19 protein-coding genes and 2 pseudogenes are annotated in these 21,752 nt (G+C 52.1%); 12 read left to right on the forward strand and 9 right to left on the reverse strand.

The genetic code is table 11. The features are described 5' to 3' along the window. The first annotated feature begins 43 nt into the window (after nt 1–43). Both JMI88_RS21100 and JMI88_RS21105 read left to right on the forward strand, forming a co-directional pair. Nucleotides 44–652: a helix-turn-helix domain-containing protein gene (locus JMI88_RS21100; protein WP_201363955.1), complete on the forward strand. Its 609-nt coding sequence runs from the start codon at nt 44–46 to the stop codon at nt 650–652. Continuing rightward, nucleotides 649–960, forward strand: a pseudogene (locus JMI88_RS21105) (transposase); the annotation flags it as partial. The gene JMI88_RS21100 and the pseudogene JMI88_RS21105, both read left to right, overlap by 4 nt. Before the next feature lie 30 nt (nt 961–990). On the opposite strand, the gene JMI88_RS21110 reads toward JMI88_RS21105, so the two are convergent. Next, a complete protein-coding gene (locus tag JMI88_RS21110; protein WP_201363956.1) occupies nt 991–2,424 on the reverse strand; it encodes an IS110 family RNA-guided transposase in 1,434 nt (477 codons plus the stop codon). A gap of 609 nt (nt 2,425–3,033) precedes the next feature. On the opposite strand from JMI88_RS21110, the pseudogene JMI88_RS21115 reads away from it, so the two are divergent. The 4 genes and pseudogenes from JMI88_RS21115 to JMI88_RS21125 all read left to right on the forward strand — a co-directional run. Then, nucleotides 3,034–3,249 (forward strand): annotated as a pseudogene (locus JMI88_RS21115) (transposase); the annotation flags it as partial. A 74-nt stretch (nt 3,250–3,323) separates the two neighbouring features. Next, complete coding sequence (locus JMI88_RS21120) at nt 3,324–4,757, forward strand: IS701 family transposase (protein ID WP_201362887.1); 1,434 nt, start codon at nt 3,324–3,326, stop codon at nt 4,755–4,757. Between the two features lie 101 nt (nt 4,758–4,858). Continuing rightward, a complete protein-coding gene (locus tag JMI88_RS39465; protein WP_236022993.1) occupies nt 4,859–5,209 on the forward strand; it encodes an IS630 transposase-related protein in 351 nt (116 codons plus the stop codon). Next, nucleotides 5,185–5,817: an IS630 family transposase gene (locus JMI88_RS21125; protein ID WP_236022994.1), complete on the forward strand. Its 633-nt coding sequence runs from the start codon at nt 5,185–5,187 to the stop codon at nt 5,815–5,817. The genes JMI88_RS39465 and JMI88_RS21125 overlap by 25 nt, the downstream gene beginning before the upstream one ends. Nucleotides 5,818–5,886: 69 nt before the next feature. Here the strand turns inward: JMI88_RS21125 and JMI88_RS21130 are convergent, their stop codons facing one another. From JMI88_RS21130 to JMI88_RS21140, 3 genes are all read right to left on the reverse strand, one after another. Beyond that, on the reverse strand, nt 5,887–7,320 hold the full coding sequence (locus JMI88_RS21130; RefSeq protein WP_201362887.1) for an IS701 family transposase: 1,434 nt from the start codon (nt 7,318–7,320) through the stop codon (nt 5,887–5,889). 74 nt (nt 7,321–7,394) lie between these two features. Beyond that, a complete protein-coding gene (locus JMI88_RS21135) occupies nt 7,395–7,946 on the reverse strand; it encodes an IS630 family transposase (protein ID WP_201364109.1) in 552 nt (183 codons plus the stop codon). Continuing rightward, nucleotides 7,919–8,524: a helix-turn-helix domain-containing protein gene (locus JMI88_RS21140; RefSeq protein ID WP_201363957.1), complete on the reverse strand. Its 606-nt coding sequence runs from the start codon at nt 8,522–8,524 to the stop codon at nt 7,919–7,921. The genes JMI88_RS21135 and JMI88_RS21140 overlap by 28 nt, the downstream gene beginning before the upstream one ends. 347 nt (nt 8,525–8,871) lie before the next feature. Between JMI88_RS21140 and JMI88_RS21145 the strand changes: the two genes are divergently transcribed. Then, entirely contained in the window at nt 8,872–10,425 is a 1,554-nt protein-coding gene (locus JMI88_RS21145; RefSeq protein WP_201363958.1) for an alpha-glucosidase/alpha-galactosidase, read from the forward strand. 211 nt (nt 10,426–10,636) lie between these two features. Here JMI88_RS21145 and JMI88_RS21150 read toward each other — a convergent pair whose 3' ends face one another. Both JMI88_RS21150 and JMI88_RS21155 read right to left on the reverse strand, forming a co-directional pair. Next, nucleotides 10,637–11,431, reverse strand: a complete 795-nt coding sequence (locus tag JMI88_RS21150; protein ID WP_201363959.1) for a PadR family transcriptional regulator — start codon at nt 11,429–11,431, stop codon at nt 10,637–10,639. A gap of 173 nt (nt 11,432–11,604) precedes the next feature. Beyond that, nucleotides 11,605–12,516 (reverse strand): LysR family transcriptional regulator, encoded by a 912-nt coding sequence (locus JMI88_RS21155; protein WP_201363960.1) that lies wholly within the window; start codon nt 12,514–12,516, stop codon nt 11,605–11,607. A 155-nt stretch (nt 12,517–12,671) separates the two neighbouring features. On the opposite strand from JMI88_RS21155, the gene JMI88_RS40155 reads away from it, so the two are divergent. Then, entirely contained in the window at nt 12,672–12,797 is a 126-nt protein-coding gene (locus JMI88_RS40155; RefSeq protein WP_268906005.1) for a hypothetical protein, read from the forward strand. A 169-nt stretch (nt 12,798–12,966) separates the two neighbouring features. Here JMI88_RS40155 and JMI88_RS21160 read toward each other — a convergent pair whose 3' ends face one another. Beyond that, complete coding sequence (locus tag JMI88_RS21160) at nt 12,967–13,800, reverse strand: alpha/beta fold hydrolase (RefSeq protein ID WP_201363961.1); 834 nt, start codon at nt 13,798–13,800, stop codon at nt 12,967–12,969. 385 nt (nt 13,801–14,185) lie between these two features. On the opposite strand from JMI88_RS21160, the gene JMI88_RS21165 reads away from it, so the two are divergent. Together JMI88_RS21165 and JMI88_RS21170 are read left to right on the forward strand one after the other, a co-directional pair. Next, nucleotides 14,186–14,725 (forward strand): hypothetical protein, encoded by a 540-nt coding sequence (locus JMI88_RS21165; protein ID WP_201363962.1) that lies wholly within the window; start codon nt 14,186–14,188, stop codon nt 14,723–14,725. Between the two features lie 104 nt (nt 14,726–14,829). Next, nucleotides 14,830–15,975 carry a hypothetical protein gene (locus tag JMI88_RS21170; RefSeq protein ID WP_201363963.1) on the forward strand — a complete coding sequence of 382 codons (1,146 nt, stop codon included), beginning with the start codon at nt 14,830–14,832 and terminating at the stop codon, nt 15,973–15,975. An 84-nt stretch (nt 15,976–16,059) separates the two neighbouring features. Here JMI88_RS21170 and JMI88_RS21175 read toward each other — a convergent pair whose 3' ends face one another. Continuing rightward, entirely contained in the window at nt 16,060–16,776 is a 717-nt protein-coding gene (locus tag JMI88_RS21175; protein ID WP_201363964.1) for a YjbE family putative metal transport protein, read from the reverse strand. Between the two features lie 200 nt (nt 16,777–16,976). Continuing rightward, nucleotides 16,977–17,228, reverse strand: coding sequence for a helix-turn-helix domain-containing protein (locus JMI88_RS21180; RefSeq protein ID WP_236022995.1), 252 nt, complete (start codon nt 17,226–17,228; stop codon nt 16,977–16,979). Between the two features lie 1,077 nt (nt 17,229–18,305). On the opposite strand from JMI88_RS21180, the gene JMI88_RS21185 reads away from it, so the two are divergent. Both JMI88_RS21185 and JMI88_RS21190 read left to right on the forward strand, forming a co-directional pair. Further along, nucleotides 18,306–19,499, forward strand: a complete 1,194-nt coding sequence (locus tag JMI88_RS21185) for a lipid II:glycine glycyltransferase FemX (protein WP_201363965.1) — start codon at nt 18,306–18,308, stop codon at nt 19,497–19,499. 428 nt (nt 19,500–19,927) lie between these two features. Then, a complete protein-coding gene (locus JMI88_RS21190) occupies nt 19,928–21,571 on the forward strand; it encodes a DUF7405 family protein (RefSeq protein WP_201363966.1) in 1,644 nt (547 codons plus the stop codon). The last annotated feature ends 181 nt before the right edge of the window (nt 21,572–21,752 follow it).

The following is a 21,752-nucleotide window of genomic DNA, read 5'->3' on the forward strand; positions in this document are numbered from 1 at the left end:
AAAAGAGAGAAAGCAAGCTGCAAAGAGAGGAAGGAGTCAAGCTATGCCCAAACACGTCCAAGCCCGAACGGCTCAGGATGCACAGGAAGAACGCCAGGTGCGCAAGCTGGCCAGAAGCCATCATGCTCCTGCCGACTGGAAGTTTCACGCCCAGATGGTCGTCGAAAGCTGGGCAGGCAAGACGCCGCAAGAGATTGCTCAGACGTTGGATTGTCACCCGAGAACAATATGTATCCATCTTGCTCGCTTCAATGCGGAAGGAATCAACGGCCTGGGGATGCGGGAAGGAGCAGGACGCAAGCCCCGCTTGAGCGAGCAAGAGCGCAGCCGGATCCTTGCCCTGGTGAAACAGCCACCTCCTGGGAAGTTGGAGCGGTATGCAGATGGGACGTTGGAGGCGCGAGACGAAGAGGGTTTGGCACAATGGAGCCTGGATGCTCTCACGGAGGCAGCTCATGCTGCAGGTATCCAGGTGGAACGCAGTCAGATCCGGCGCATCTACTTGCGTGAAGGTAAGCGCTGGCGAGGCACCCACAGTTGGGGGAGCAGCGATGACAAGGATTTCGTCCCAAAAGAACAGTGGTCGTCACCCACTACACCCAGCCGCCCAAAGGATCGACGACCATGTGCACCGACGAACTCGGACCAGTGATCCCACGCACCTTCGCACCTGCTCCTGGCTGGTCAGCCGATGGGCATCGCATCAAGGCCCCGCTGGAGTATGGACGCGGGTATGACAAGGTGTGGATCTATGGGGCGTTACGGGTGCGCGATGGCAAAGAACTGACCCGCTGTGCCGCCTCGCGCAACTCTACGAATTACATCGAGCTGCTCAAAGAGATCGAAGCTGACAATCCGACGGGCGATATCTTCATTATCACTGACAACTTGAGCAGCCATAACAGCCTGGAGACCCGCACCTGGCTGGCGGACCATCCACGTATCCAGCACGTGTTCATTCAGACGTATGGAACCATTCAAGGGATGAGATTATGGTGAGGAATGGGGAAGCAACGTAAGGACAGAGCGCCGCACCGATACCTTGAGTGGCTGATAGTGCCCCTCGCGATGCTGGCGATGTTTCTCTGGATCATACAAAACAGGCTCAGGTGGGGGCTCATTTGGCAAAGCTTTGCCGATGATTTCTGCATCCGTTTTGAGCAAAGCATACATAGTTTCAATCAGTTGCCCGGCGACACGACCGATGATCCGTAATTTTCCTTTTCTTTGGCCCGTCCGTTGATCGTAGGGGCACCTTGTTTTGACAAGCCGCTCATAGAGTTTTGCCCACTCGGTATCTCGCTTGATGAGGCTTGAAACAATGAGAAACATCATCTGCTTCATCGGTCGTGTGCCTTTGTGTGTCTGCCCTACGGAATCTACGGTGGAACCAGACTGGATAACCGTTGGCGACCACCCGAAGTAGGATTTGAGGCTTCCGGCATTGGGAAAGTTTTCAATCGATCCAATGGCGGCGATGATCGTTGCTGCCTGAATCGGGCCAATCCCCATAGATTGTAAAATGCGTCCCTCGCGCGCTTGGACAACAATGGTAGTGATCTCCCTTTCCAACTGAGCAATGTGTTCCTGGAGAAGGTGGAGTTCGCGTGTGAGTTGCGTTTGCTCCAAAATCAGACCTCGTTGACGCACGATATCTTTCGTCCCAATACTCTCTGTTGCCAGGCGCTGAAGCTCAAGTAACCTATCATTCCCAATATTATGGGCTTTTCCCCTCACTTCCTTGAGTGCACTCAGGCTGGCTGTTGCAAGGGCAGCAGGCGTCGGAAAATGTTCGCGAAGCGCTAAAGCGGTTGGACCATTAGGGTCGTGCAGGATGCGGGTAAATTCGGGAAACACTTCGTCGCAAATCGCCGTGAGCTTGTTCTTGCGTTGAGTCGCTTCGTGTACCAGTTCGTAACGGTGGCGAATTAATCCTTTGAGTTGAGCGGCGGCAGGAGTCGGTGGAACGGCTTGCCGAACAAGTTGCGTTTTGTCACTGACCTGGATACCGAGAGCAAGCTGATTATACAACGTATTAGCCAGATTGAGGGCATCCCGTTTATCGGTTTTCATCATACCCTTAGGCCTCTCCTGTACATGCATCAAATAGACCGGAATATCCAACTCCTGCAAGTACTGGATCAAGGCTTTATGATAATGTCCTGTTTTTTCCACAAGCGCGAAGCAGTGCTCGAAAGGAGCCAGAGTGCGGATGCGTTCCACCAGCGCAGAAAATCCTTCACGCGAATTCTCAAACGCCAGTGTTGGGCATGCCTCAAAGCGTTGGTGACGCTCCAGCAGGGTCAGGGAGACAAAGCCAGCCACATGCCGTTCCTTGCCGATGTCGATGCCTATGTACAATGCTTCCTGTTTCAGCAACGGGATAGGTTGTACGTTGGAGAGCTTCTTTGCCGTGTTTTTCATGGACAGGGTCCTTTAGCAAAGGCATCCCTGCTCGCACTGTTTCGGATCATACGAAAAACGCCTTATGGATAGGCAAGCATCCGTGGAGGCACCGCTCCCATCGACAGGCCAGGAGTTCCCTACGGTCCCCACAGACGTATCAAGGGTCCCAAAGTGCCTCCCCCACTGAATGAAAAGGGGTCTGTCCCCATCCCAAAGGAAGGAGTCTGCGGTTGCTTTCCTGAGGAAGCTACTCTCAAGATGCCTATCCGCTCTCATCCTAATCTGCATAGAAGGAGAAAGCAAGCAGAGCAAACAGATCCCTCCTTGTTTTTCGTCGAGCCAGTCGTGCGGGCGATGCCGCCCTTGCATCGATGTGGAAGACTCTCCGCGCCGAAAGCGACCTGGGCTCTGCATTGACGAGCGTTACCTATCCCGGTCGCTTTCGCACTTCGATTCTCCCCACATCGATGCAAGGGTCAGGCCCGGCGGCATCGCTTGCTCCGCACTCCTGGCATGAGTACGCTGGTCGAACCGCCACGGAGCCTCAAGCCCCCCAGAGATGCTTGATGAGCCTATGGCTCTCTCCTTCTATCGTTATTGCTGACATAGCAGAAAGATTCCGCCTGTCCCAAAGGCGCCTGCTGGTTGAATCTTCAGGAAGGTTGGTGGCGCTTCTTTCGCCGGGATGCGTTCGCTGGACAGAGTTTCGCTAATGCTGATGAAATTGAACGAGCGATGCAGGTGGCAACGGCCCAACTCAATCATCGTGCCAAACCGTGGGTGTGGGGACGGCCTCCCAAGACCCGCCGCCACCTGCATCGACTCTTTTGTTACCGCCTTTGAGGAACAGAGCACTAGCGGTAGTTTGTTGACAGTGGGCCAAGAGTGATAAAATGCGGGGAGAGGAGGCATGTGAGATGACAAAACGACGAGCTATCCCGACGGCGCCCGAGCCACTGGAAACCTACGCCAGACACTTTGATGAGCTGTTTGGAAAGAGCAACCAGCGGGAAGGGTTTCGGCAGTATCTGGAAGGCTTGCTGTTGCCCTCGGAGCGCAACAAGACGCTGACCGGGTTGGTGAACACCGAGCCACTGGTCGGAGCGCAGTTGCCGCGTGCCCAAAAGTTGCAATGGTTTCTCTCCGAAGCGGATTGGGATGCGCGCCAGGTGCAGGGGGTGCGGCTCAAGCTGCTGCGCGAAGATCCCGCAACAGCGCCCAATGCGCAGGGAGTGTTGGTCATCGATGAGACTGGTGATCGGAAGGACGGTGACAAAACGGCACATGTGGCGCGTCAGTATCTGGGAAATAGAGGCAAGATCGAGAATGGGGTCGTTTCCGTGACCAGCCTGTGGGCCGACGAACGAGTCTATTACCCGTTGGAGGTGGAGCCATACACGCCGGAGGGTTGCTTTGCCAAAGGCAAGAACGATCCGGTGTTTCGCACCAAGCTGAAGATCGCCTTCGAACAGGTAAAGCAAGCCACGCAGGAGGGCATTCTTTTTCGTGCGGTGGTGGCGGACAACTTCTACGGGGAGGATCGCGGCTTGAAACGCGGGCTGCGCGAGTTGAATGTGCCGTATGTCATGGCGCTTAAACCCTCCCATGCGTGGTACCATCCTGAGGAGGTGGCAGGGACGCTGCAGGACGTGGCGCAGGAGGCCGGTTGGGTAAGCCCTGAGCAACCGGGGAAGTGGGTGCGCATCGTCAGACGCTTTCGCGATGGGAGTACGCAGGAGTGGTGGGCTGTGGAGATTGTCTCTGGACCTTATGGCCCTGACAAGAAAGAGCGTGCCATTGTGGCGAGCACCGATCCCAAGACGCTCCCCGACCTCTCCACCTGGTACCTGGTCACCAATCTGCCCGCCCCAACTGAACGCCCGGGAAGGGAGATGCCGTTCTCGCCCGCCAGCCTGGAAGAGGTGCTCCGCCTGTATGGGCTGCGCATGTGGGTCGAGCAAAGCTACAAACACGTCAAACACGCCCTCGGCTGGTCTCAGTACCAGGTGCGCAGCGATCAAGCCATCCAACGACATTGGCAACTGGTGTGCTGTGCCTTCTCGTTCTGCTGGTATCACGCCAGCCACCCCTGCGTTCCCAGCCCGGCAGACCAGCTGCTCACGCCAGCGGAGCCGGATCTCTCCTCTGAGAGGGATGTTCCTCCAGAGCGAGGGCAAATGGGGAAAAAAAATCAGCAAGCGCACAAGCATGAGGCCGCAGGTGTCCTGGCCTATGGCACTGCGAGCGGTACGGGCATGGTTGGAACCCTGGATCATGTTGCGGCGTTACTGGAACGGCTGGTCGTCACTGCCCCCTCCTCCTGCTCTCCAGAGCCTTCTTCGTCAACTTGAACAGGGTCAGGCTATCGCTCTCTACAACTCTTCCTGACCCTTGTCAACAAAGTACCGCTAGAGCACTGTTCATAAGGGTTGATCTATGATAAACTGGAAGCATGAAAGCGTACTCCCAAGATTTGCGGCAACGTGTGCTGCGAGCGATCGAGCAAGGGAAGAGCCAAGCCGAAGTCGCCGAAACGTTTGCCATTTCCACAGCTACCATCAAGCGATATCTCAGACAACAACGAGAGAGCGGCCATGTCTTGCCCAAATCGATCCCTGGGCGTCCGAGCGTCAAAGGAGCTGCATTGCAGGCTGGTCTGCTCGAGCAGTTGAGAGCCCATCCCGATGCGACCCGAGAACAGCATTGCCAGATGTGGGAAGCTTCCCACGGCACCAAAGTCAGCCCAGCCAGCATCAGTCGAGCCAGAATGGCGTTGGGATGGACGCGAAAAAAAAGACACTGAGAGCAAGCGAGCAGAAGGAAGCTGAACGCGCCGCTTGGCGCAAGCAATCCGCTCACCTGCCGAGCCAGGACCTGGTCTTTGTCGACGAGACCGGCGCCCACATCGCCATGACTCCTTTGTATGCCTACGCTCCAAGAGGAGCGCGGGCGGTCGGCAAGGTGCCTCGCAATTATGGGGCCATCATAACCACGATCGCCTCGCTGTCGCCCAGCGGCATGGGGCCAGCACTGGTACTGGATGGAGCTGCTGATAGCGCCGCGTTTACGGTCTACGTCGAGCAGCTTCTTGCCCCCAGCTTGCGTCCCGGGCAAATCGTGATCCTGGATAATCTCTCGATTCATCTGGGACCGCGTGTCAAGCAAGCCATTGAAGCTCGCGGCTGTCGTCTCCTGTTTCTGCCTGCCTACTCGCCGGACTTTTCGCCCATCGAAGAGGCCTTCTCCAAGCTCAAGACGTTGTTGCGGCGGGCAGGTGCGCGCAGTAGGGAAGCACTCCAAGAGGCCATTGCAACTGCACTGGACTGCATTACTTCCGCGGATGCGCTCGGTTGGTTCACTCATTGTGGCTATCCGCTTGCTCGCTCGACAGATAAGGTTCAATCGTTATGAACAACGCTCTAGCGGTACTTTGTTGACAAGGGTCAGGAAGAGTTGTAGAGAGCGATAGCCTGACCCTGTTCAAGTTGACGAAGAAGGCTCTGGAGAGCAGGAGGAGGGGGCAGTGACGACCAGCCGTTCCAGTAACGCCGCAACATGATCCAGGGTTCCAACCATGCCCGTACCGCTCGCAGTGCCATAGGCCAGGACACCTGCGGCCTCATGCTTGTGCGCTTGCTGATTTTTTTTCCCCATTTGCCCTCGCTCTGGAGGAACATCCCTCTCAGAGGAGAGATCCGGCTCCGCTGGCGTGAGCAGCTGGTCTGCCGGGCTGGGAACGCAGGGGTGGCTGGCGTGATACCAGCAGAACGAGAAGGCACAGCACACCAGTTGCCAATGTCGTTGGATGGCTTGATCGCTGCGCACCTGGTACTGAGACCAGCCGAGGGCGTGTTTGACGTGTTTGTAGCTTTGCTCGACCCACATGCGCAGCCCATACAGGCGGAGCACCTCTTCCAGGCTGGCGGGCGAGAACGGCATCTCCCTTCCCGGGCGTTCAGTTGGGGCGGGCAGATTGGTGACCAGGTACCAGGTGGAGAGGTCGGGGAGCGTCTTGGGATCGGTGCTCGCCACAATGGCACGCTCTTTCTTGTCAGGGCCATAAGGTCCAGAGACAATCTCCACAGCCCACCACTCCTGCGTACTCCCATCGCGAAAGCGTCTGACGATGCGCACCCACTTCCCCGGTTGCTCAGGGCTTACCCAACCGGCCTCCTGCGCCACGTCCTGCAGCGTCCCTGCCACCTCCTCAGGATGGTACCACGCATGGGAGGGTTTAAGCGCCATGACATACGGCACATTCAACTCGCGCAGCCCGCGTTTCAAGCCGCGATCCTCCCCGTAGAAGTTGTCCGCCACCACCGCACGAAAAAGAATGCCCTCCTGCGTGGCTTGCTTTACCTGTTCGAAGGCGATCTTCAGCTTGGTGCGAAACACCGGATCGTTCTTGCCTTTGGCAAAGCAACCCTCCGGCGTGTATGGCTCCACCTCCAACGGGTAATAGACTCGTTCGTCGGCCCACAGGCTGGTCACGGAAACGACCCCATTCTCGATCTTGCCTCTATTTCCCAGATACTGACGCGCCACATGTGCCGTTTTGTCACCGTCCTTCCGATCACCAGTCTCATCGATGACCAACACTCCCTGCGCATTGGGCGCTGTTGCGGGATCTTCGCGCAGCAGCTTGAGCCGCACCCCCTGCACCTGGCGCGCATCCCAATCCGCTTCGGAGAGAAACCATTGCAACTTTTGGGCACGCGGCAACTGCGCTCCGACCAGTGGCTCGGTGTTCACCAACCCGGTCAGCGTCTTGTTGCGCTCCGAGGGCAACAGCAAGCCTTCCAGATACTGCCGAAACCCTTCCCGCTGGTTGCTCTTTCCAAACAGCTCATCAAAGTGTCTGGCGTAGGTTTCCAGTGGCTCGGGCGCCGTCGGGATAGCTCGTCGTTTTGTCATCTCACATGCCTCCTCTCCCCGCATTTTATCACTCTTGGCCCACTGTCAACAAACTACCGCTAGTGCTCTGTTCCTCAAAGGCGATAACAAAAGAGGCGGCGTAGATGGCGGCGCGTCTTAGGAGGCCGTCCCCAAATCCAGGGTTTAGCTCGATGGTTGAGTTGGACGGTGGCCACCTGCATGGCTCGCTCGACCTCACCAGCATTCACAAAGCTCTGGCCCGCCAGCGCATCGCGACGGAAGAGGCGCCACCAGCCTTCTTGCAAGTTCAACCAGCAGGCACCTTTCGGGATGAAGATATGCTGGATGCGCGGATGGTCTGCGAGCCAGGTGCGCGTTTCCAGGCTATTGTGACTGCTCAGGTTGTCGGTGATGATGAAGATATCCCCCGTGGGATTGTCCGCTTCGATGTCCTTGAGGAGCTCAATGTAGTTCTTGGAGTTACGCGAAGGGGCACATCTGGTGATCTCCTTGCCATCGCGGACGCGCAATGCCCCGTAGATCCAGACCTTGTCATCCCCGCGACTGTACTCCAGCGGGGCCTTGATCCGATGGCCATCCACTGACCAGCCGGGAGCGGGGGCAAAGGTGCGCGGGATCACCGGTCCGAGTTCGTCGGTGCAGATGGTCGTCGATCCTGCTGGTGGCTGGGTGTAGTGGGTGACGATCGCAGTCCTTTTGGGACAAAGTCTTTGTCATCGCTGGTTCCCCAACTGTGGGTATGACGCCAACGCTTGCCTTCATGCAGGTAGATGCGCCGGATCTGACTGCGTTCCACCTGGATCCCCGCCGCATGGGCGGCATCCGTGAGGGCATCCAGGCTCCACTGGGCTGAGCCTGTTTCATCTCGCGCCTCTAGCGTTTCCACATACCGCTCCAACTTCCCAGGAGGTGGTTGCTTCACCAGGGCCAGAATCCGGCTCCGCTCTTGCTCGGTCAGGCGTGGCTTGCGTCCCGCTCCCTCTCGCATTCCCAGGCCGTTGATCCCTTCGGCATTGAAGCGGTTCAGGTGGATGCGCACGGTTCTCGGATGGCAGGAGAGCGTGGCAGCAATCTCTTGCGGCGTCTTGCCGGCCCAACTCTCGACGACCATCTGGGCATGAACCTTCCAATCGGCAGGCGCGTGGTGGCTTCCAGCTAGTTTATGTACCTGACGTTCTTCCCGTTCATCTTGCGCTGCTCGCGCTTTCAGTTGCTTGGGCATCGCTCACTCCTCTCTTGGTGATTTGCTTTCTCTTTTTAGCGTATCACCAATGAGGAACAGAGCACTAGTAGCCATGCAAAAATATACTCCCCACTGAGATAATCTGTTTATATTTAGATCCTGCTTGTGATAAAGTCATATACGGTATATGTACATATGTAACATCGCAGATACCACTATTACATAAAAGCTTGCAGATTGTCAAGTATCAAAGCATTGACATATGCAGTACGCAGAAGTTACAATTGTCTCATTCGAATAGTATTTCTATTAAACTCATTTTAATTGTTACATTTTTACAGTTATTTATGCCATTCACCTCACTTTATTCAAAGGAGAAGTATAGCGTGACGATTAAAATTGCGATGGTTGGTGCTGGATCGATTGGTTTCACGCGCACACTGTTGCGCGATATTCTGGCCGTGCCAGAACTGGCGGACACGACATTCGCCTTCACCGATATATCCGAGCAGAATCTTGAGATGGTCAGGCAGCTCTGTGAGCGTGAGATCGTAGCCAGTAAGCTACCAGCAAAGATTGTGACGACCACGGACCGGCGTGCAGCCATTGCTGAGAGCGATTATGTTATCAGCACTATCCGGCAGGGTGGCCTGGCAGCCTTTCAGTCAGACATCGATATACCACTGAAATATGGTGTTGATCAGTGCGTCGGCGATACATTGTGCGCCGGGGGCCTGATGTATGCGCAGCGCACCATTCCAGCGCTACTAGATTTTTGCACAGATATTCGCGAGGTCGCCAAACCAGGGGCATTGTTCCTCAATTATTCCAATCCGATGGCCATGAATGTCTGGGCCTGTAATCAGTATGGTGGCGTGAAGACCATTGGCCTCTGCCATGGTGTTCAGGGTGCGCACTGGCAGATTACACAGTGTATCGAACTGTGGGCACACAAAGAGGGTCTGCTCAAAGAGGATGAGCATCTGCACCGGCGCGATGTCGATGTAATTGCAGCTGGCATCAACCATCAGACCTGGTTTGTTAAGGTACAATGGCGCGGCATGGATATGTTGCCACGGCTACTGGAGCTATTTGAGGCCCATCCAAAATTTCCACAAACAGAGAAGGTACGCATCGACGTTCTGCGCCGCTTTGGCTACTACAGCACAGAATCGAACGGCCACTTGAGCGAATACTTGCCCTGGTATCGTAAACGCGTGAATGAAATCCCCCAATGGATTGATCTCTCCAGCTGGATTAATGGCGAGACGGGCGGCTATCTACGAGTCTGTACAGAAGGACGCAACTGGTTCGAGACAGATTTTCCGAACTGGCTAAAAGAAGATCCCCAGCCTATCACAGCGGCAAGGCGCAGTGAAGAACATGGCTCGTACATCATCGAGGCACTGGAGACCGGCCGGATCTATCGTGGCCACTTCAATATCGTCAATCAGAATCACATCACCAATCTGCCCAACGGCTGCGTGATCGAGATTCCTGGCTATGTCGACAAAAATGGCATCAATATGCCGGTGGTTGGAGATCTGCCTCTAGCCTGTGCGGCCACCTGTTCCGCCAGCGTGCGCGTACAACAAATGGGCATGGAGGCTGCGGTACATGGCGATGTCACCTTGCTCAAGCAGGCGATGCTGCATGATCCCCTGGTAGGGGCCGTCTGCAATCCCGAGGAGGTCTGGCAATTAACCGATGAAATGCTGGTCGCGCAGGCGCAATGGCTACCACAGTACCAGGCGGCTATTCCCCAGGCTCAGGCTCGTCTAGAAGCAGCGGTACAAAACGGCACCCGTGTAAAAACTGTTGAGACCGAGGGTGCTGCTCGCCTGCACGTTAAAACTGTTGAAGAGATGGCCAGCAACCGGGCAGAAGCGCAGGCCAACGCCAGCGCAACCGACAAAGGAAAAATGACAAAGATCTCATAATACCCATTTGCTGAAGGATAGGGAAGGAACCCGCCTTTTTCTTTGACCCCGCGATGGCGCATATATCGATGAAGATATATGCGCCATCTCGTTGTCTGGGACAGCGTAGCAGGAAGAGAAACGCCGCGACATATCTGAAATGGCAATCCCATTAGATATGCCGCAATCCGAATGATGGCTCGTACTATCAATGACCAGGAATATAGCTCGCTCATAAGCGATCATTATCGGTAGTGGTATCCTCGCCAGCCAGAATCAGGTACAGCTGGCGGCGAGTATTGCTGAGCAATTCGCGGGCAGCAGCCAACTGTGTAGCGGTTCCTTCCTGTGCTACTGTTCTAACCGCTTTGCCAACCTGGTGGAAAAGATCGTGTAGCTCCACCTGATTGCTATCGACGGTATCGCTAACCGCTTTCCAGACGCTAGAGAGCTCATCTTTATGCTCCGCCACATAAGCCTGTCCGGCGTCAGTCAATTTGAAGACGCGACGGCCTTCCTGCTCTTCAGAGCGCACCAGGCCTTCATCTTCAAGCATTTGCAGGGCTGGATAAACGGAGCCAGGACTGGGTTGCCAGATTCCTCCACTACGCTCACCAACCTGCTGAATAATCTGATAACCATGCGATGGCTGCTCAGCCAGCAGCAACAGGGTTGCCGCCCGAACATCACCGCGACCGATGCGAGGGCCACCACGCTCACCGCGACGCCCACGAGGTCCATGGTGATGGTGCTCTGGTCCAAAAGGTCCTTCATCACGCGCTCCTCGACGCTCGCGCGGTCCCAATTCTCCAAAACCTTCGCCGCGAAATCCACGGTGACCGCGATGCTCATGACGCTCAAACTCAGCCTTATGCTCTCTGCGACCTTCGCGGTGACCACGATGCTCAAATTCTCCAGGACCTTCTCCGCGAGGATCACCATACTCCCGCGACATATGCATAGCCCGTGGATGCATACTTCTTGAGGGACCAAACCAGGGTCCCTGACCCATTTCAAAAGTTCTCATAATTTAACACTCCTCTTGTTTTTTATATCGACGACATGTTGTCGATATATCTATAATATATCGGTGAAATACATTTGTCAAGGTTTTTACCAGGAAAAATAAATATCTGGCAACATAGAAAAGTATTATGTTGCCAGATATTTATTTGCTTGCTGAAAACAAGAGGAGGTCTATCAGGCATGAGTATGAATAGCGGTCGGCTTATACATGCATTCACGCGTGACCGTCAAAAAGGCATTGAGGGCTGGCGAGAGCCACTTTTCCTTATGCCAAAGAATCTGGGTGTGAACGTGAAAGTTGTGTTCAGGCCAGTTCAGGGCAACCAATCGCCCTTGAGCAATTTCTTGCGCCACAGTCACCTCAGGCAAGAACGCAACACCCATTGAGGCCATCACACACTGCTTGATAGCTTCAACACTGGTGAATTCCAGGTGGGTAGTAGGATGTACCCCTTCTTCGTTTAGAGCGCGCTCAAAAAAAACACGATAGCTGCACCCTGCCTCTGTCAGCAAGAACGACTCTCCATCCAGGTCTTGTGCCTGGATGGAAGGCAATTGTGCCAGCTCATGATCAGGGGCAACCAGAATCAACAGAGGTTCGGACACCAGTTGCTCAACCATCAATGCAGTCGAGCGTTGAGGCCCATCAATCACAAATGCAACATCCACCACACCATCGCTGACACTGCGACGCAGATCCTCATAAGGAGATGGCTTGAAGATCACTTTCACCTGCGGAAAGCGATCACGAAACAGGCGCAAAAGCGCAGGCAAACGATAGATACAGAGCGTCTCAGGCGCACTGATGGTCAGTGATCCACTGGGCACATCATCATCAGTGACTGCTTCACGCGCCTCTTCAGATAGATCCAGAATCTTCTCCACATAAGGCAAGAAGCGCTTCCCAGCATCGGTCAGCGCAATACGTTTACCCAGGCGATCAAACAGGCGCACACCTAATTCCTCTTCCAGTGTCTGTATCTGAGCCGTCACACTGGATTGCACATAATTAAGGGACTGAGCCGTCCGACTGAAACTCAAAGTTGCCGCAACCATACGAAAAGTAACCAGCTGGCGTAATTCCATAGCGACTCCTATTATCATTTTTTTTGATCCATAGCATCAAAAACAATTCCTTGACTCGATAATAACATAAGACTATACTAAAGACAAGGGTATTAAAGTAGTCATACAGGAATTATAGTTTGATCATTATTCCAAAACAGGTGAAAGGAAAAGCCATGGAAATCATGTACTTATTGCTCTTTATCATTGTACTGGATATAGCGGCACTGCGCTGGGGTTTCAACAGTCAGGACAACATCGATAGTCCTGAATGGTTAAAGCGCTTACAGCGTCATCTCTAATGCCCGCGTTACCACGCTTAGAGAATAAACAGTATGCTTTTTATAGCCCTTCAAAGGCAGATGGTAAAATAGATAGCAGTGCAGCAATAACAAGCGACATCACTACTGGACCATGTTAAGATCCTGGCAGTGATGTCGTTTATTTATGTTAGCCGATCACTTTAATAATTTACTGTTGATCTGAATGTGATTGCACATGCTGCAGAAAAGCTTTGACCGCCTGCATAAACGCGGGATAATTATCCCGGCGGATATTATGGCCAGCGCCAGCGACATGAACCAATTGTCCTTCCGGCCAATACTGCAAGGCATCCTGCGCTATTTGTGGCGCAACGATAGCACCCAAAGAAGTATCGCCCGTAATCAAAAGCACCGGACAGCGTACTTCAGCCGCCAGCTCGCGCCAGGATCGCTGCGCAGGTCCCCTCTGTTGGAAAATAGATGGATCGACATCTATCTTTGAATTAACCCATGGCACATACTCTTCTTCATCCCATTGAGGACTCTGAGCTTGCACGTGCGCCAGCATCTCGTCTCTCGTCATCTGCTTTAAATCAGTCAGCCAGGTAGACATTTGTGCAGACCGTAGCTTATCATCAGTCTTACTTTCAACGCGATCTACCAGCGGAGGATCTTCCAACAAAATAGCGCGCACAAGTTCTGGATAGCGGGCCGCCACCACCAGGGCCGTCATGGCGCCCATAGAATGGCCAAGCAAATATGGTCGCGGCAGATGCAGAGCCTGAATCAGACCGGCCACATCGGCCGCCTGATCTTCCTGGGCTATACCCGTCGCTATTTTAGAGGAATGGCCATGGCCGCGAGCATCGGGCATAATAATTGCGTAATCATTTTCTAACGCATGAGCAATATGGGTCCAGCACAATCCACTGTCGGCCGCGCCATGTAAAAGCACAAGAGCTGGCTTTTGTGGATCTCCAGCCTGGGTATAATGAATATTAATACCATTAACACTGATATTCTCTTCACGCCACTGTGTCATAAAGGTTTCCTCCTTGTTTTCCTTCTATATGCCCACAATTACCGTTCAGTATACCATATTACCCATTTTCTGCTTTAGAAGCCAGCTCATCTCCACCACTGCAATGCTTATATCTGCACACATCTAACATTTTGCCCACCATTGCAATTGCAATGGTGGGCAAAATGTGCAAATCCTTGACATATTGCAGTTATTAATACAGAATTAATAGACGTAACAGACAATTTCATGGTAAATTTTATTCTACAAGGCCAAATAGTTTTATAGTATGCTTAGTATATTGTGATTTACCATTCACAATTAATATAACACAAGATATAGAAAGCAACAGCGGTAATGCTATAGAACTAATTGCCATGCTCAGTTAACAAATTAAAGGTGCATTGTGGGTAAAGAAAATATAGATGCGAGCCTGGGCCTTGCCTTTAGCCTTGCGCTGTTCGAGAGATATCGAAAAAATGGTTTGTTGCACGCAGAAGTGCATCATGTACCAGGCATACGTGGACGTTGTAAGGGCTTCTTGCACCTGGTTGAGGGAAAAGTTGTAGCTTGCTATATCGAGGACAGAGAAGGACGTCGCCACTCATCGAGCAGCGATACTCTCATTAAGGTTGATAGTGAACACGGCCCATTTGAATGGACGCTATCGCCACAACCAGCACAACCTTCCTCAAACCCAAGAATACCCGTGCCTCCGCGCTCTATACTAAACTCGCCGGTACCTAAGACCATTGCGCCTCTTGACCTTGATAGATTGGAAGGGTGGACATCAAGGCACAAGTTAATGCTATCTATTGTCTACGATTTGATTGATGGTACCGCTAACATCGAAGAAATCAAATCCAAATCGCCTCTTCCACCGGCCGTGACCGAAGAGGCTCTGCGTGTTTTATTAACGATGAAAGCGATAGCAATCTCGGTGTAATGATCCAAATCGCCTCTTCCACCGGCCGTGACCGAAGAGGCTCTGCCTGTTTTATTAGTGATGAAAGTGTCGTAATCTCGGTGTAATGTAGGAGGGAATTCATCATGGCAAATTTTTCATCCCCAGAGACACCCCTACCCAGAAAAGGCTGGTCACCCACTGAAGTAGCCCAACGAGACATCGTAAAGGGAAATTCAATCGTCAAATGGTGGTATAAAACAACATCTATGTCAGAGGTTGGCCCGGATGCAAGTTTCGTCAAGCGTGAAACGGTTCGTAAATCGCAGTTGCTCAGTACAGTGCTATTCTACTACATCATCGTGGTAACGGTATTCCTCCCCTGCTGCCTGCTACTACCACAACCAGCGATTGTCTGGGCAGACGCAGGATTAGTAGTCTCAGGCATTGGAGCGCTTTTCTTAAATAGAAAGGGACACGCGCTGGTCGCGGCTTTGACAGTCGTAGTGATGTTTGAATTGATGCTCACCCTTGCACTAGGACTCATCACACCGCTTGACGAGCCGAGTATCCAACTCTACGACCTATATATCATGGGTGAACTCCTGGCGGTATCCCTCTTACCAGCTCGCAGCGTGTTCATCTTTGCTATCGCTAACTGTCTCATTATATTAGCCAGCTTGCTGTACCAACCGCATACAACATTCTTCAATATAGATATGCAAACCCAGTTTATTCCAACCATGATCAGGCCAATCGCGCTACAGTTTATCGTCGCTGGCGTCTCTTATGTGTGGGTAAAAAGCACCACCAGAGCAATTGCGCGTGCGGACCGTGCGGAAATGGTAGCTACCCTGGAGCATGCGTTAGGAGATCAAAAGAAGGAGTTAGAAAAGGGTATTGAACAGATTCTGCAGACCCACGTCGCAGTTGCCAATGGTAACTACAACGCACGTGCGCCCATGACGCAGGATAACGCACTCTGGCAGATCGCCCGGGCGCTCAACACCTTACTTGTCCGGCTACAACGTGCCGCGCTTGCCGAGAAAGAGCTTCAACGTGTAGAACAGGCGGTCTCAGCCTCCGTCCGCGCCGTCCAGCATGCTGAATTACAGCGCCAGTCTCCTCGCCTCCCCTTTACCCAGACGGCCATTGACCCGCTGATCGCAGTTCTACAGGGCAAGACACTATCCTATATGCAATCACCCATATCCCAGAAAAATACAGTACACACCCCATTTTCCGCGGAAAGGATGCCGCTATCGCAACCGGGTCAGACGAGATATCCTTAAAGGCTGCGCTTGCGTGCGCAATAGCTCATAAACACAGCTGCTGACCTGAAAATCTTAACCATCCAATCCGAGAGATAAGGCTTTTCAGGTCAGTGGTTGCTGGCTTTTGCGATCTCGCCTGCGTAAATAGAGATCGGCGCACAGCACGATGGCAATCGCAATCACAGGTACCACAAATTGCAACCATGGATAGCTGTCAAAAAAATGTTGCAGGCTATCATCACCTAATAAAATATGGGATGCGGTCCAGGCCAGGATCAAGCACGCCACATCCAACAGCCAGGGCAAATGATCCATCAGGTTAGCAATCAGTGAGCTACCCAGCAACAAAATAGCGATGCTCAACAACAGACCAATCACCAGAAAAACGATATTGCCTTCCGCCAGAGCACCGACCGCCAGCACATTATCCAGACTCATAGTAGCATCCGCCACCAGAATAGTAGCCAGCGAAGCCCAGATACCATTCGCGCCACGCTGAGTCAATTTTTCCTGCTCCAGTTGCTTTTCATCATCTGTTTTCCGGGCATCTTTACTGCGATCGGCCAATAAGCGAATGGCAATGATTAACAAAATAATGGCGCCAAAGACTCCCAGGAAGGGGATTTGCAATAGCATAGTAGCCGCGATGGCAAAAATAATACGCAGAACAATTGCTCCACCACCCCCAAACAGGATTGCCCAGTAACGCTGATGGCGCGGCAAACCAGCCGCCGCCGCACCGATCACCAGGGCATTATCACCACTCAATACAAGGTCAGACAATACGATACCGCCAATCGCAGTAAACCAATGAAACATCCAGCCACTCCTTACATATACGTATACGTAAATACAATTCCCACTTCGTTCCCCAGATAAGCTGATCCTTAAAAGGTAACAAGAAGCCATAACCCACATAATATGGGATAAATAGTTAAACGTTAGTAATTTCAAAATATCAAATCAAAAAAGGAGTGGCGCAAATTACGCCACTCCTCTGTATGCAGTCTAACAGTGTACTAGACGGTTGATGGTGTTCCAGTGTTGAATAACGCATCAAGTGTATGTTTGCGTACACGATATCCACAACGTTTACCACTGTGCGGCAAGGCGACAGCCTCTAGAGCGCCAGACTTAATCCAGCGACGCACAGTCGTATCATCTACTCGTAAGTGACGGGCAACTTCACGAACCGTGAGCAAATCACCGCCCATTTCAGGTTCATTCACATTGCGTTCTTCTTTGACATCTGTCTGTTTGTGTCGGGCCATGAGCTGACCTCCTGTATCACTTAACAAATACGCCTCTACTATAGAATAAAGTGCATGTTTCAACAAGTACATTTCCGCAAATCGAACTGCGCTTCGTAACAATGCAGCAGCCGAAGGTGCTCGAAACGTCAGTCCCATGGTCCGAACTCGCAGCAGATTCGAACACTACCAGCATAGTGACCGCATTTCTCAGGATAGCCAATACATAAAAATAAGTAGATTATTTTTATGTTGATACATCTATCCTACAAACACTAGAAATGCATACACAGCTCAATTTATAGAATCAAGACGTTGAATAGAATGTTTTAGGGTAAAGAATTACTACAAGTTATTACCTGGACACAAGAGAGGAGGATAAAATAAAGTGGCTTAAGCGGCGCAACTGTATGAACTCCAGTGGATTTCCGAGAAAGTTTATATTTGTACCGACCACTTCATCATAGAGGTAACTTCTACAGTCAGCGCGACACCATAAGCGAGGCGCAGCATCCTTGAAGATGGAGCACGATCAATCAATAATAGAGGAAACGTAGCAATGGCTGTATTGAAAAAAGTCTTTTTTAACCTTCCCAAAGAGCGCGCATATACATCTACCGGGCTAATCCAAAAGTGTTACCAGCTATCCGTCTGGCAATGAAATATGGTATACAAATAAAGTGCTAAAGAGAATCGCTGTTCTATAGCACGGAAAGATTCACGGTGCGAAGCAAAAAGGGATAACCGTAAACACTAATAAAGTAGAATGAACTGTGTTGTGCGTCATCGGGCACAAAAATAGTCTTGAAGTAGCGATCGGAGTTACACAACGTCGTTCCGGCATCGAACGACGACCATGCATAGAAAGATAGAAACGCGCAGGCCTTTTACTGCCAGCGCAGAGTGAGGGTGTTCTACGTTGCGCATAGAATAAACACGGAAGTAGGCATCAAAAAATGAGCGCGAGATGTCGAACGGAGCACCAGAATCATATTGTGTTGAACAGTGGCATTCTCGGCAATTGAGCAACCGGACCATTGGCTGGTTGCCATTGAAAAAACGAGATTCATCCATCATCAGCGGAAAGTATTATCTAACATGAATAGATCTGTAAATATAATTATTCAAGAGATTACAGACCGAGAGCAGTGGAATGCCTTCGTAAGTCAACAACAATATGTTCATATTATGCAATCATATGAATGGGGAGAACTCAATCAATATTTGGGGGCCCGCGTCTATCGACTTGGTGCCCTGGTTAATGATCAGTTAATTGGTGTGATGCAGCTGCACGTGGTAGCTATTCCGTTGCCGATACTACATCTGAACTATCTTTATTGCATTCGTGGACCGGTTCTGGAGATGCCCGATTCGCCAGCCTTGCCAGCGCTGGTCAAATACGCACAGACTATTGCGCATAAAGAACATGCCATTATATTACGTATAGATCCAAATATTCCAGATAACGATGCACAGGTTGAAGACTGGTTACAGGCTTTTCAGCGCCTGAACTTCCATACAAACACTCATACCGGTGTCTCACGCCGCAGCTGGGTGCTGGACCTTCGTCCGAGCGCGGAAACGCTGCTGGCCAACTTCAAAACTACCTGGCGGCAAAATGTGCGCTCATCACAGCGCAAAGGTGTCACCATTCGTGAAGCAACTAGCGACGCCGATTTCGATACCTACTACCATATTCTCTCTATCACCGGTGAGCGCGACAACTTCTTTATCCACAACAAAGATTATCATAAAGAGATGTTCACACGATACAAGCAGCGTGGACAGGCGGTACTCTTCCTGGCCGAGCATGAAGGAGAGGCGATCGCCACCAAAATGCTCATCAAAATGGGCGACTGGTGCTGGGATATGTTTGGCGGCTCAAGCAATAGCAAACGAAATCTAAGGGCCACCTACTTGATTCAGTATCACTGTTTCCTGTGGGCCAAAGAACAGGGCTGCAGCTTTTTTGATTTCCGCGCCATTCCCAACATCCTGGAACCAGGTAAAGAAATGTGGGGCGTCTACGAATTCAAGAAAGGCTTCGATGGCTTCTCGCGCCTGGTCATCAACACTCAGGATTATGTTTACAACCCATTGCTGTATAAAGCCTGGAATAAGCTGCTTGATATGCGCCGCGCGCGTCGTCAGAAAGAACGGTCTCAGAGGGAAATGGAACGGCTAGCTCGTGCACAACAACAGCAGCCACAGCAGAAAACGACCAGCACACAAAGCGCGCCCGCCACACCTCTAGTAGCAGAGCCACCCAAAGTGGAAAGCAGCAGACAATAAAGTGTTTGAAAACCATGCGCTTCGTGCCTGCGGCCCCCGACGATTCGCTCCTGCGGCGCTCAAAAAGGTTCTAGAGTGCGCTGCTGGCAACTCACTCTAGAACAAAGTCTTGGGCGCGTATGCGCCCGTGCACCAGAATGTGCCGCGTCGGGTGCCCAAAAGAAATAGGCAGATGCCACTGGGCTGTCGCAAGCTCTTGACGAGACGAATAAACCGATCTGAGGAAGGCGGCAAGCTGCTATACAGCATCACATTGCTACATCCCGTTGCGCCTCGGATGTATACATATCCAAAAATCGTTCTTTTGGATGATGACAATCCTTCTGGTGAGCAAGATATCATAATGGAGGATGAATAATCTTCATAGTGTTTGGTCGCAATCAGAGCAATAAAAAGGGTACCAATTCCAAGTAAAGGAGATGAATCTCATGACAAAATACAATAAACGGAGGTTCACCGTAGAACGGTATCAGGCACTGAGTAGACGACGTTTTCTGACAGGGACAGCATACACACTTGGAGCAGCCCTCTCTTCCGCTGGCATCTACGAACTGATCGATGAGTTTGTTCAACCACCCGAACAGACTGCTTTTGCTGCCACTCAACCACTGCCGATGGAACAATATATTATTCCGAACCAGCAAGTCGTCAACCTGAATAGCGCAGGCATCAGCAGTAGTGGTACGAACACGATCCCGGTGGTGGTCCATCCCCTGCACAATCATATCATCACAGCGAAATTGAAGGTTCCGGCGAATGCGAAAGCCTTACAGGCAGCGCAGCAACAGCTGGAATCCACCGTAGCGGGCCTGGAACAAAAATTCCCGCCCGCGACTCCCAATGGATTGAACATCCTGATAGCCTGGGGACTCCCTTACTTCCAACATTATCTGCCGGTTCTGGGGAAATCTTCGAGTTTTTTCAAGGCCGGAACGCGCTACCCGGAGTATATGCCGGTTGATCTGGCGACATCTCAGAAACAAAAACAGAAAGTGTATGCAGTCCAGGAGACCATGACGTTTCCCAGTGACCAACCCCCTGCTGGTTTTGGACCGGTCCGTTTGGAGCAAAATGATGTGATGGTGTTACTGCGCAGTAATTCGATTGCCAATATCATCGAAGGCTCCAAAGCCATTTTCGGCACCCCCTCTGCTGCACCATCTGCCTTCCTCGGGTCCCCTTCTGCTCCCCCCTCCGCTCTTCTCAAAATGGAAAGCAACCAGACGGCAGGCAACCTCTTCACCGTCACAAGTATACGTAGAGGTTTCGCCGGGGGAGGGTTCTATGGGCAACAGGGCCTGCCGAGCAAGATGGCTCTAGCGGCAAATATTCCCGGTGCGAAGTCAATTCCTCCCCAAGCTCAGGTATTTCTCGGCTTTGCCACCACCTTACAGGCGAATATGGCTCCCGACAATATTCCCAGTCTGGAGACCATACCGGGACAGACCGATCAGTGGCCCAACGGTTACTTCAAACAAGGGACAACTATGCACCTCTCTCATCTGTTTGAAGATCTGGCAACCTGGTACGGTCAGAGCTTCTCTCAGTTTGCTGATCGCACGCGGGCTACTTTTCGGCCTGGCCTCTCAGTTCCCGCGGGAACGCTCACGGTGAATCCACCACCTGAGTTGAATGAGAGCAATGTGGTTCAGGATGTCCAACAACACAAAGACTACGGTCATAGTGGAAGTATGCAACCAATTGTGCGCCAGCCTACACCGACGACCACCAACTACGGCAAGACCTATCCCGCAGGTATAGCCGTCTCCGCGCGCGGTGATTTCAATACCCTGGACAATCCATTCTATTATACGTCCGATCCAACGGGAGACCATTTCAGCAAGCAGCACGCTGCTGGGCTGCACTTTATCATCTTCCAGCCGACGATTGGGAACTTCAATCGCACACGGTTTGCGATGGACGGTGTCTATCCCGATGGTACAAAGCTCGCTATCTCGCCACGCTCTCATGGCGCAGGCTTTAACTCGGTCCTGTTTACGACCCATCGGCAGAACTACCTGGTTCCACCTCGGAACCATCGCTCCTTCCCACTCGCCGAATTTTCGGCCTGACATTGCTCTACGGACTACGCAACGAAGGGAAATGTCCTTCTGATGGCCTTTTACTTTTTAATCAGGTATACAATGTCTCATGTATCCCGCCTGATGATCTTTTACTTTTTAAGAAGGTATAAATGATCTCTTGTATTCCCGCCTTCGGCGGGAGGAGGGGAGAGGATGTTAGTGGGGACAC

It is taken from the genome of Dictyobacter formicarum (genome assembly GCF_016587435.1).